This window comes from Paenibacillus sp. V4I9 (genome assembly GCF_030817295.1).
In the GTDB taxonomy this organism is placed as follows: domain Bacteria; phylum Bacillota; class Bacilli; order Paenibacillales; family NBRC-103111; genus Paenibacillus_E.
In genome coordinates this window covers 3,247,713-3,259,931 of the sequence record NZ_JAUSZE010000001.1, presented here as the reverse complement: position 1 = coordinate 3,259,931, position 12,219 = coordinate 3,247,713, and the positions used below count along the sequence as shown (strand labels likewise).

The window sequence follows — 12,219 nt, the reverse complement described above, 5'->3', positions numbered from 1 at the left end:
AATTTAAAAGCCTTACCACACCTGAGTTTTTAAGACGTAAATAAGGGAGATTACTTTTTATCGGCTTAATTGGCGGAGTCCCATGTACTCTTCTTTCATGAAGAATAACCTGATTCATTATGCATTATTTGCGTATAAATATCAGTATTGTATTATAAATTGCGCAAAATCATACAAGACAGTAATCTATTAGATCATTATTATTGTAATTAAAGGGAAATTAAATATCAAATTTCCTCTCGGGATAAGAGGCCAACAAAGGGGTGTATTAGAAAAAATTAAATGATGGTGGATATATTGTTATTTCATGCAAACGTTTTCTTTTTGAGGGACATCTAGAAACGAAATTAAAAGGGGGAAAAAGAATGCAAGCTGATACCAACCCGGCTATTCGGACACCAAAGATCCGAAAGCGAAATAAAAATAAGTCAAAATACACATTGTTTCTGATGGCATTACCTTTCTTGATTCTGGCTTTCATCTTTTCATATTTACCGCTCTATGGGTGGATTTATGCCCTTTATGATTACCGTCCGGGGATCCCGCTAGCGGACTCCAACTATGTGGGACTGCATTGGTTCAAGACGATGTTCTCCAACGAAGTCCGGCGCTTAGAAGTACTGCGCGTTCTACGCAATACAATGGCCATGAGCTCATTAGGGATCCTGACATCCGTACTTCCCGTTATTTTTGCCATCTTTTTGACGGAGATCAGATCCTCGCGCTTTAAAAAGTATGTACAAGTCATAACGACCTTGCCGAATTTTATCAGCTGGGTGTTGGTTTACTCATTCGCCTTTATGTTGTTTTCCGTAGATAACGGCTTCCTCAACCATTTCCTTATGGATTTAGGTATCATCGACCGACCTTTGAATATCCTTGCATCTGATAACCATACATGGCTAACAATGACACTATGGGGAGTTTGGAAAGGGCTTGGCTGGGGGGCGATTATGTATATCGCAGCCATTACTGGAATTGATCAAGAATTGTACGAAGCTGCCAGAGTAGACGGTGCAGGCCGTTTTAAACAGATGTGGCATGTGACGATTCCTGGCTTAATGCCAACATTCTTTGTTCTATTGTTGCTCACAATCGCGAATTTCATTAATAACGGACTTGAACAATTCTACGTATTTCAAAACGCGATTAACACAGAGCATATCGAGGTACTTGATTTGTATGTGTACAATATCGGCATGCTGAATTCTAACTTTTCATTTTCTACTGCTGTAAGCTTACTTAAATCCTTAATCAGTATTTTTCTGCTGTTTTTTGCAAACGGGTTATCGAAGCTGGTTCGCAAAGAGAGCATCATTTGATTGACCATGACCTAGAGAGGGGCACACATGATGGAAGCTGCGATAAAGTCGCGAATCAGTTTATTTTCAATCCTGAACTATACTGCATTTGCATTATTTACACTGGCATGTATTTTTCCATTCTATTATCTGTTTATCAATACAATTAGTAATAATGATCTAAGCAGTAGAGGGTTGGTTATGTTTTATCCGAAAGGCTTTCACCTTGATAATTATACGCAAGCGTTTATGCTGCCTGGATTAGGGAAAGCCGCATTTATTTCGCTGGCACGTACCGTTCTTGGTACCGCACTCACAGTCGCCGGTTCTGCTTTTCTTGGATATTTGTTCACTAAGGACGAAATGTGGGCAAGGAAATTTTGGTATCGCTTCCTAATGATTACCATGTATTTCAATGCGGGATTAATTCCTTGGTACATTACGATGCTAAATTTAGGATTGACGAATAATTTTCTCGCCTATATTATACCTGGAATTGTTTCACCATTTTATATCATCCTGGTCAAAACCTTTGTTGAATCCACACCGGTCGCTTTACAAGAATCAGCGCAAATTGACGGTGCCGGTTACTTAACTATTTTTTGGAAAATAGTAGTTCCTTTAATTATGCCAATATTGGCAACAATTTCGATCTTTGCAGCTGTGGGGCAATGGAATTCTTTCACGGATACGTTGTTCTTAGTTTCTGAAAACAGGCTGTTCACTCTGCAATTTATACTGTATCGGTATATGAATGAGGCGACCTCGTTGGCCCAGCTTATGAAAAGCACAACTGGAGCGATGAATATAGACCTCTCCAATATGCAGACACCGACTTCGATCCGGACCACGGTTTCTATGATTGTCGTGATACCGATTCTAATGGTTTATCCATTCTTTCAACGTTTTTTTGTTAAAGGGATTATGATTGGTGCTGTAAAAGGATAAATAACACAAACAGCTGCATTACGATAAAGGGGTTGATGCATTCCGCGGGGATATTGACGTGGAGAAAGCAACGATGGGCAAAAAAATGGATTTGCAAGCGGCTTCACTAACAATAATTGAATGGGGTGTTCCAAGGTATGTTAAAAGGAAGAACAAGATCGGTTATGGTTTTAATGTTTATCATGATGTTCGTATTTGTAACAGCTTGCAGCGCTACAGATACAAAAGCGGTTCAAACAACTGCAAGCCCAGATAACGCAGCTGTGACTACAGCTCCAGTTGTAAAAGAGCTGCCGGAAATAACGTTAACAGTCTTCTCGATGACAGCTAACTACGCTGGTGAACAGCCGGGTTGGTTTGCGAAAATGATTAAAGATAAATTCAACATCAAGCTGAACATCATTGCATCCAACCTAGCGGGCGGTGCTGCAAAAACAGCGACGATGATGGCTTCGGGTGATATGGGCGATCTCGTTGTATTTGGTACCAACGGTAAAGATTATCAAGATGCAATCAAGGCTGGCTTATTATTGGATTGGAATAAGGACGGCTTGCTAGAGAAAAATGGACCGAATATCATGAAAAATGCGGGGCAAGCGGTTGAAGCGAATAAAAAACAATTCGGCGGCGGCACAGCTGTATATGGTGTAGGTCATGCTGTAGGTAATGGTGACGGTCCAAGCGAAGGCGCAGAAATGGTTTTTGGACCTAATATTCGCTGGGATCTTTATCAAAAACTGGGCAGCCCCAAGATCAAAACGTTAAATGATTATTTACCATTATTAAAAAAGATGCAGGAACTGGAGCCGAAGAGCGATACGGGTCGCCCAACTTACGGGTTTTCACTCTGGTCGGATTGGGATCCCAACTACATGACGCTAGCTAAGGTCATAGCCCAATTCAACGGTTATCAGGATGGTGATGGATTCAATCCGGGTGATTTAATTCTGACATCGGCCACCGAAAACAAAGCTCAAGGCCTGTTGGAAGAAAACAGCTACTATATGCAAGGTTTGAAATTCTATTATGACGCCAATCAAATGGGGCTGCTCGATCCGGATTCACTAACGCAAAAGTTCTCGGATGCCTCGAACAAATTTAAAGACGGTCAAGTATTCTTTTCTCATTTCCCTTGGCTCGATAATGTGTACAATTCACCAGAGCATACCTCTGTTGGTAAGGGCATGCAGTTGGTGCCGTTCGAAGATGAGAAGGTACAATCGTATGGACTAAACCCATATGGTGGTAATCGTGTGTGGGCGATTGGCTCAAAAGCTAAAGATCCTGCCCGCATCATGCAATTCATGGATTGGATGTATTCATCCAAGGGCATGGTAGAATGGAACTATGGACCTAAAGGGCTTGCTTGGGATATTAAAGACGGCAAAGCCTATGTGACAGATTATGGTTGGAAGGCGCTTACTTCGAATACTGAGCCCGTTCCGGCTGAATTCGGCGGTGGTACATTCAAAGACGGTACGAACCAAATCAACAATTCGACCTTGAATAACTCTATGATTAATCCAGATACGAATGAACCGTACGATTACCTCTTGTGGAGCAGCACGTTGAGTAGACCTACAAACCCAGTAGTTAAGAGCTGGCGTGAAGCGATGGGTGCAATGACAGCCAAAGAATATTTCGTTAAAAACAATATGGTTGCGGTAAATAGACCAACATTTACAGGTACAGCTCCTCTAACACCACCATCCGATATTCAGCAAAAACAGAGTGAAATCGGAAAAACGATCAAAGAATACTCTTGGAAAATGGTCTTTGCTAAAAATGATGCAGCATATACCAAATTGAAAGAGCAAATGCTCACTAAGGCTAAAGGGCTTGGATATGATGAGGTTGTAAAATTCCAGCTTGAGCAGACAGAGAAAACCGTCTGGGCAGCAAAATAAAAATTCCTCCCCAAGCAAAAACCTTCTTGCTTATCATGAGCTGGAAGGTTTTTGCGTTTTACGAAAATCAGATGGAGTACACTTCTTATGCAGTTTAAATAACTTAATGAAATAGCTGGGATTTTCAAAACCAACCTCCATGGCGATATCAATGATTTTTTTGTCTGAATGACTGAGCAGCTTGGCGGCTTGGTTGATACGGACGGTATTAATATATTCCATCGGGGTTTTTCGTACCATGGCTTTAAAAAAACGACAAAAATGTCCTTCGCTCATCGCTATCAGGGAAGCCATATCTTTGATTTGTATCCGTAATGGATAGCTTTCATCGATGAACTGCAGAACTTTTTTTAGACGCTCAATTTTATAGAGGCTGGCTGTAATGGGTGGTTCTGGAGCGGTTTCTTGTAGATTTGCAATGTACTCAGCGAATAAATTATACAGCTTGGCTTTTATTAGCAATTCGAAGGCAACGGGTTTCTTTTCGAATAGATCTGCAATACCCACCAATTGAGAAATTATATTATTCTCCCAGAATGTATGGGGCTGGAGAAGACTGGGGAGAAACAGCGTTTGTTCCAATAAAGGATCTATATACTTGCTCTGGATGACGTCATAGGTTCGTCCACTTAAGAGGTTTAAATCAAAGACAATGGCGTAAATTAGACAAGGAGTGGTTAAATCTGTAACAAATCCTGCATGTATGGTCCCGCTAGGAATAAACAAGGCATCACCCACCTGAAGCGCATATTGGCTAGTGCCCAACCAGAAGACGGCAGAACCTTCTCGCAAGTAAATAAATTCTGTCTCCTCATGCCAATGATAATCAAATAACGTATGACGTTCATCTTCGACTACCGGATAAACAACCATCGGAAATGTAATATTCCCATGCACTCTGTTTTCGTGGAGTATATCTTTATTCATGTCGGGAGACCTCCGTTTAATAAATATCAGTATTGTACTATTAAATATGCATAATCTTGCAAGACAGCGATATCATATATCAGTATTATTTTAGTTAAGATGATGGTATAAATCAAATGGAGGGTAAAGAAGATGAAATTCAGTGATGGCAATTGGTCTTTAGATGTATATGCTCCACCAAAGCACATCGCAGGAAGAGGGGGGCAATTGGACACGCCGCTTATGCTTATCCGTTACTCTTCCCCAATGCCCGATGTAATCTGTGTACGGATGACGCATCATAAAGGCAAGCAAGATCAGGGCCCTCATTTCGAAATCTACCAAAACCAAACTACTCCGTTAGAAATCACAGAAAACGATGCTTCATTGAGCTTGAAAAGTGGACAGCTTAGTGTTATTCGCAGGGAACAGCCATGGACGGTTGATTATCTTTGGAATAATAAGCGACTCACTAGCAGCTCAAACCGAGGAATGGGATATTTGAAATCGGCAGATCAGACCAACTATGTGCGCGAGCAACTGGATTTATCCGTTGGCGAATATGTGTATGGACTTGGTGAACGATTTACTTCATTTACTAAAAACGGACAAAGCGTGGACATGTGGAATCGCGATGGCGGAACTAGTACAGAGCAATCCTATAAAAACATTCCGTTTTATTTGACGAATAAAGGTTATGGGGTATTTGTTAATACAGTTGCTGTCCAATGACACAAAAGTGCCTACATAATTTATTCGGCAAAGGCTTGAGAAATCAGGCTTTTTTATTTTTATGTAGGCACATTTGTGTCAACTAAAAATGCACAAATGTGCCTACATTGTAGTCTTATGACGCAAATTCACCTACTTTATCGAAGCTCGAATTCGGGATAGCTCCTTATTTCATTAAACTCCCTCAGAGAATAAGGATTTTCTCACGAATGCTCGCTCATTCGCAGGATTTCAATATGCTTGTTAATTAGGAGTTCAGGTGTTAACGGGCAGGATAGTTCCAATACTTGGTAGTGGAGAAAATGGTAAAATAGATCGAGGATATTACAGATTAATTTGAGAAAGAGGTGAACAACTTGAATGTTACTTATGAGGAGATCACCAAGAAAGGCGTTGGGGTACTAAATGAGGATGCTATTATTATGCATCCGAAAGCAAATTTGTATGGAGCTTTGGATGGTGTATCTTCCTTGGTACCCTATCTAAATTCCAAAAAGGAAACTGGCGGTTTTATTGCGGCGAATCTGGTGAAAAACTACTTCGAATCTGTTACTGATCCTGGAAGTTTAAAGAACCACATGATTGAGGTGAATGATCTTCTTAGGGAACAAATGGTGCTCGCTAATATTGATCTGGAGAAAAAGGAAGAACTCTGGGGAGCGGCATTGGCAATCGTTCGTTTTCAGGATGATGGTGTGGAGTTCATACAGACAGGGGATTGCATGATTCTAGCCGTGTATGCTAATGAAGAGGTTCGCCCATTAACATGGAGACAAGTTTCTCACTTAGAAGCTCCAGCATTCGCTAAATGGCAGGAAGGAATAACAAAAGGCTTAAAAAGCCAGAAAGAGCTTCATGAAACCGTTATTGATACAATAAGAAAGAACCGATATCGTGCTAATACAGATGGTGGTTACGGGGTTTTAAATGGGGAAAAGGATGCAGTTCGTTTTTTCGAATACGGGAAAATTAATCTGACGTATTTAAAACATATCATTTTGTTGACTGATGGGATGTTTTTACCAACAAATATCGTACCCGAACAGAGTTCGTATTGGAGCTTTGTTGCGCAAAGAATATTGAATAAAGGTATAAAACTTTATACTCAAGAATTAATAGAACTTGAGGATAGCGATCCTGAGTGTATTCAACATATTCGCTTTAAGAAATCAGACGATAAGACCGCAATGGTGATTAATTTCCATTAGCAATTACGCTAACGAATACGTTAGTTCATTATAATTGAAGTTTCAATAAAAAAGCACAATCCATGAGGTTGTGCTTTTCTTTTGCCCTTGAGAGCGTGTAGGAATCCATCTACTGGTGTTGAATAGAGCAAGTGGGTGTGTGAACTAAAAATTATTGAGGATGATTTTCGTCATGCCTACGAGTCACATTAATACTACCTTTGATACTCCCACCTTCTCCAGAAGCTTCAACAACAAAATGATCGTGAATAGTATCATCCTTGGTATATCTCCAGACACAAGTCCAATCAAATTTGTTCCCTTTTTCGTTACAAATAAGAATTCGATTTTCCCATTGCTGTGTTCCAGTAGGAACTCTCCATACTTTAAATGTATTTGAATATGCGGTAGATACATGAATAACCATCAGTCCATCACCTTCAGGAAAGTAGACCCAATTACCTTCAGGAGCAGGAATAGTTTTAATGCTCATTAAAGATGGTTGTTGTGCATAAGCTGCTCCATTGAATATCAAAAGAAAGAAAGCAGTTACTACATTGATAGTTAGTTTTTTAATCATGCAAATTTCACCTCAATTGGTAAAATGCTCAACTCGGTAGAAAATTATTTATAAATGGACTATCCATGCGGTTATGCTATTTCTAGACCTTTAGAGCGACTATGAAAGGCTTGTGGAGCGTTCGTGGAGTGAGAATGGAGTAATGTGTTAGTGCATAAATTTATGGGAATAATACCTACAAAGCGTTATGGGTGGGATTATATGAGAAAATTGTATTGCTTAGTGATTGTTGTTTTGATGTTGAATTTGCCTAATTCGGTTGAATCTGCAAACATCGAAATCCCTCAAAGATTGAATACTGCTGATGTTGTTTCAATTCAAATCAGCAAAGGTTTACATGGTGCGTACACAAAAACTTATAAGGCTAAGAGGTTTTGGGAAAAGCATAAAATAACCAATGTAGTTAACTGGATAAATAATGCAACAGAAAATAATGTTGAGAACGATATTGTTGTATATGGCTATCCAGACTTATTACAAATTGATGTTAAAAATGGCGAGAATATCTATATTTCATATGCTCATAAGTGTGATGTGAGAAAAAATGCTGATTCAACGGAATACATTTGTAAGCCAATCGACGGTTACTTGAGATACAGTCAGGGCGAAGAAACAAAATTATTACAGTCTAAACAATTGTTTGATTGGTTGCAATCGCTAGGAGAAGAACGGACAGAAATATTGTTAAGGCATTTGAAATAAATAGATAATGTGTTACAAAGGCATCATCACACGATGGTGCTTTTCTTATGTTCATCTCGCCACAGCTTCATTATAGGGGCTTGGTCGTAGATTAGGAAATAAGTATTAGACTGGTCGGGTCATTAACGGAAACTTTAGTTCAGTAACATTATAAAATATAGGAGCTACCTATTACATATACAATAGGTAGCTCTTTTACTTCTTAGGTTTATAGTTACTGAAATAATTATTGTTCCATAGTGCTAAGGAAGCAGAACCGTCGATTAAGATAATAATCTAAACGTATTCAATATCATCTCTATCTTCTGTTCGATCATACCTTATCCAGCACATTTCCTCGATATCAAGTAATGATTTAAACCTATCGATTGCGTTATACTCTCCATTTATATAAGTATCAGCTATCAATAGTTTTCGTAATTCATCTATGATTTCATCTTTTAGATCAAAAAAATTAAGGTTTTTTAAAGGGCCGTGTAGAATTAATTTCTATACGGTCTTTCATTTGGAGGGTTAAGCTATGATGGGTGTAGATAAGTCTGGATGATCTTGTACCTAAAGATCACTTGCTTCGAGAGATCAAAAATAAAATCGACTTTTCATTCATTTACAAAAAAGTACAACACCTCTACTCTCCTATTGGACGTAAATCCATTGATCCTGTTCTTTTGATGAAGATGCTGCTCATTGGATACTTGTTTGGAATTCCTTCGGAAAGAAAATTAGAACAAGATATCGTTGTAAATCTTGCCTATCGCTGGTTTCTTGGTCTGGACCTGACTGAGGCAGTACCGGAACATTCTACGTTAAGTCAGAACCGTCGCAGGAGGTTTAGGGATAGTCAGATATTCCAGGAAATCTTCGATCACATTGTTTCGGAGTGTATCACGAAAGGTATCGTGACGGGTGAAATTGTCGTTGTAGACTCTACTCATTTAAAGGCCAATGCCTCCAACAGCAAAACAGAGAAAGTCGTTGTGGAAAGGAAACCTTCGGAATATTTCAAGGAGTTAGAACAAGAAGCTCGCCGGATCGAAAACGAATTGGATGATGATCCGTGGGGTATAACAAAATAATAGGTGATACACTTTGATAGTTAAAATATTTAGCAAAAGGAAGTGTTACTATGAGAAAACTAGTATTATATTTATCATATATTGTTTTGTTAATGAATGCCTCTACTTCAGTGGATGCTCATACTGCAGGAGCTGTTAATTACTCAGTAACGTATCCAGCAGGTAATCCATGCCCGAATCAATTTTGTGAATATTATTATGCAGATACACACTTTAGCTTCAGTATCTACTGGAATCCCGATCCAATCTTTGTTAATTCAGCAAATATTGTTCATACTGATGGGACATACACGTATTGCACAGGCTGCGGCACTTATCCTGTATATGATCAATGGGAACAAGAACGCCTTTGGATTGGTACTAACAAAAACCCTACATCATTATTATATACAACAGTGTATGATAGCAGTGCTCACAATGGGCATTTACATACAAACAGTAACTCTTCATTACTAGAGGATTATTATCCGAATGCCAAAGTAACTTTAGGTGACAATTACGTAATTGGTTACTTTGAACTTAAAAATTATGATAAAACTTTGCCTAGCGGCCCACTTAAGGAACATCTTTTCCCAAAACGGTATAGACAAAATTTTAATTAATGGTAGGTGAATATTATGAAAAGAAACACTAAATTTTTAAGTATCCTTACAGTAATTATTTTTTTATTAATAGGTACTAATGTATTTGCTCATGACTCCACCAATCAGAATAATTCTCAAGACAAAAAAAGCACTCCTCTTGAGGCAGGTACACCATCACAATTAGTGAAAACTGAGAAGTATATGAAACATATTTTATTTTCTGAGAATGTTCTTGATCCAGAAGGAAGGTTAGTTGAATCGAATTATGAAGTATGGTTTAATTCAAATGGTGAGTACCGAATGAACACATTGACTGGACCATTCTCTGGTGACTATGAGGTGTGGGATGGACTTAACTTATATCAATATACAAAAGTAACAAATGACTTAATGGTAAGAGAATTTAAAAATGAAGGAACTGATGTAGTGGTTCCCCACAAATTGTTTAGTTCCTATACTACTGAAAAAATAAAGCAAGAAGTTAATGATAACAAGTTGAAAAAAAGAACTGAAGTAAAGTACGAAAAAATAGATGGAAAAAACAGCACTCAAGTCATTTTTGACAAAAAACACTCAATTATTATGGAGTCTAGTTTCACATATGACGGGAAATTGTTGCATTCACTTAAAATTACATTATACGAAAAAATAAAAAACTTTAATATAAATCTTTTAGTAGTAGAACCAAATGATGCTCATATCATAAATATGAATTAGCGAAAAAATGAAGTTGAGGATTTCTCAACTTCATTTTTATTAGAAATGAAGGGTAGTGGATTATGAATAAATTAAAGTATATAACGTTTGTTTTACTTCTATGCTTATGTGCTTGTAATACTTCGATTAATTCAAACGTCATTACAGATACAATCTCAACTCAAAAACCTCAGACTCAGTACAATGTAATCAAATTGCCAGATAAACATATGATTTTTGAGTATTTAGAGGATGCAATGAATAGAGACACTACTTTTCCAAGGAAACTAGTCGTTAGTCAATCGTACTATGAGAAAAGCGCGATAAATAGGGGAGATATCATCTATATGGAATTTTCGGATAGTTTTATCAAAGAGCATTTTTCTATAACAGACCAAGAGCAAATCCAATTATATCAAAGAAAAGTTTCGAGGGTGATCGGGTTGCCCGGAGAAGTAATTCATATAAGCAAAGGACAAATTTATATAAACAATAAAAAACTAGATACTTTTTATGGGCATCAAACTTTCCATAATCAACCTGTCGCGTCGGAAGAGGGTTTGACGATGGCTAAAAACATTAAAGTTCCAGAAAATCATGTTTTTGTCATGCCTGATGAATGGTGGAGAGGTTCAGTTGACAGCAGCGGTATAGGTCCTATTGATCATTCATATATCAAAGGTAAAGTAGTAGGATATGTTACTGAATAAGCACTTCTAATTTTAGCTCCAATAAGTTTTATCTTGCTTGAATATAAACAACCGATATAGCATATAGAGATTAATAACAATTGTCGGGTGACAAGCACGTTATCTCATTAAATACCGCGTAAAATCGCGGTTTATTTGTTTTATAAGATAAAGTTGTTGTCGCAGCCAATTGACTAGAACTTTATCCCATTCCCGATTTTGACATGAACATTATCTCAAATAGTTAAAAAGGTGTATTGGCGGAATCTGAATATTTCAAGAACTATGTTAATGAAAGGAAATTTGTCCAACTTATATGATATGCCTGAGCGACACGCAGCTTATTTTTGAAACCTGAAAGGGGACCTTGATGCACCACTGCCTTATTGTGTTGTAGTTAAAATAGGAGAGGGGTGGGTTACTTATTGCGCATGAATTGGACAAAGCCATCATTGGATGAAATAAAGAATCCCGCTCTCTTTGAGAAGTGGGATTTACTTTTGATCGTTTCCATCTAAAAGTAAGCAACGTTGTGTTTGGTTGTTAGAATGCAGGATTGTGTAAATTTAAGGGCATTATGTATTAATCGCGCTTCTCACTGGGTAATTTAAACTAATTTACGCAGCTATTACATAGAACAAAACAAACAATATATATATTCGAAGGGGGGCATCCTATAATTAAATTCAAGAATCAGATTGATTGTGGATATAATATCATTAGTTTCAAGTTATCGGCGTTTGCCAACCTTATTTCGTTTGAATGTTCATATGGATAATGCGAGTCATAACATATAAATAGCCATAAAATTATCTAGTGAGTGAACTTTAAGTTCTTTTAGATAGCGCTTACAGAATATAAATCGTTAATGTTGTCATTGGATAAATGGATAGATGATAAACGCTGGAGCG

12 protein-coding genes are annotated in these 12,219 nt (G+C 37.9%); 10 read left to right on the top strand and 2 right to left on the bottom strand.

Translation table 11 applies throughout. From position 1 onward, the window contains the following. Positions 1-365 precede the first annotated feature (365 nt). From QFZ81_RS15160 to QFZ81_RS15150, 3 genes are all read left to right on the top strand, one after another. On the top strand, positions 366-1,322 hold the full coding sequence (locus QFZ81_RS15160) for an ABC transporter permease (RefSeq protein ID WP_307603363.1): 957 nt from the start codon (positions 366-368) through the stop codon (positions 1,320-1,322). A gap of 27 nt (positions 1,323-1,349) precedes the next feature. Next, complete coding sequence (locus QFZ81_RS15155; RefSeq protein WP_307603361.1) at positions 1,350-2,249, top strand: carbohydrate ABC transporter permease; 900 nt, start codon at positions 1,350-1,352, stop codon at positions 2,247-2,249. A 137-nt stretch (positions 2,250-2,386) separates the two neighbouring features. Next, positions 2,387-4,156 (top strand): type 2 periplasmic-binding domain-containing protein, encoded by a 1,770-nt coding sequence (locus tag QFZ81_RS15150; protein ID WP_307603359.1) that lies wholly within the window; start codon positions 2,387-2,389, stop codon positions 4,154-4,156. A 33-nt stretch (positions 4,157-4,189) separates the two neighbouring features. On the opposite strand, the gene QFZ81_RS15145 is transcribed toward QFZ81_RS15150, so the two are convergent. Beyond that, positions 4,190-5,083 carry an AraC family transcriptional regulator gene (locus QFZ81_RS15145; RefSeq protein WP_307603357.1) on the bottom strand — a complete coding sequence of 298 codons (894 nt, stop codon included), beginning with the start codon at positions 5,081-5,083 and terminating at the stop codon, positions 4,190-4,192. Between the two features lie 132 nt (positions 5,084-5,215). Here QFZ81_RS15145 and QFZ81_RS15140 point away from each other — a divergent pair, with 132 nt between their 5' ends. Beyond that, a complete protein-coding gene (locus QFZ81_RS15140) occupies positions 5,216-5,794 on the top strand; it encodes a hypothetical protein (protein ID WP_307603355.1) in 579 nt (192 codons plus the stop codon). A gap of 347 nt (positions 5,795-6,141) precedes the next feature. After that, the gene (locus QFZ81_RS15135) at positions 6,142-7,002 is read left to right on the top strand and encodes a protein phosphatase 2C domain-containing protein (RefSeq protein WP_307603353.1); all 861 of its coding nucleotides are present in this window, start codon (positions 6,142-6,144) and stop codon (positions 7,000-7,002) included. A 151-nt stretch (positions 7,003-7,153) separates the two neighbouring features. Here the strand turns inward: QFZ81_RS15135 and QFZ81_RS15130 are convergent, their stop codons facing one another. Beyond that, entirely contained in the window at positions 7,154-7,561 is a 408-nt protein-coding gene (locus tag QFZ81_RS15130) for a hypothetical protein (protein WP_307603351.1), read from the bottom strand. A 150-nt stretch (positions 7,562-7,711) separates the two neighbouring features. Between QFZ81_RS15130 and QFZ81_RS15125 the strand changes: the two genes are divergently transcribed. The 5 genes from QFZ81_RS15125 to lepB all read left to right on the top strand — a co-directional run bounded on the left by QFZ81_RS15125 (position 7,712) and on the right by lepB (position 11,329). Further along, positions 7,712-8,263 carry a hypothetical protein gene (locus tag QFZ81_RS15125; protein WP_307603349.1) on the top strand — a complete coding sequence of 184 codons (552 nt, stop codon included), beginning with the start codon at positions 7,712-7,714 and terminating at the stop codon, positions 8,261-8,263. A 533-nt stretch (positions 8,264-8,796) separates the two neighbouring features. Beyond that, on the top strand, positions 8,797-9,339 hold the full coding sequence (locus QFZ81_RS15120; RefSeq protein ID WP_483874677.1) for a transposase: 543 nt from the start codon (positions 8,797-8,799) through the stop codon (positions 9,337-9,339). Positions 9,340-9,389: 50 nt separating this feature from the next. Next, a complete protein-coding gene (locus QFZ81_RS15115) occupies positions 9,390-9,941 on the top strand; it encodes a hypothetical protein (protein ID WP_307603347.1) in 552 nt (183 codons plus the stop codon). Positions 9,942-9,956: 15 nt separating this feature from the next. Beyond that, positions 9,957-10,640 carry a hypothetical protein gene (locus QFZ81_RS15110; protein WP_307603345.1) on the top strand — a complete coding sequence of 228 codons (684 nt, stop codon included), beginning with the start codon at positions 9,957-9,959 and terminating at the stop codon, positions 10,638-10,640. Positions 10,641-10,702: 62 nt separating this feature from the next. Continuing rightward, complete coding sequence (gene lepB / locus QFZ81_RS15105) at positions 10,703-11,329, top strand: signal peptidase I (protein WP_307603344.1); 627 nt, start codon at positions 10,703-10,705, stop codon at positions 11,327-11,329. The last annotated feature ends 890 nt before the right edge of the window (positions 11,330-12,219 follow it).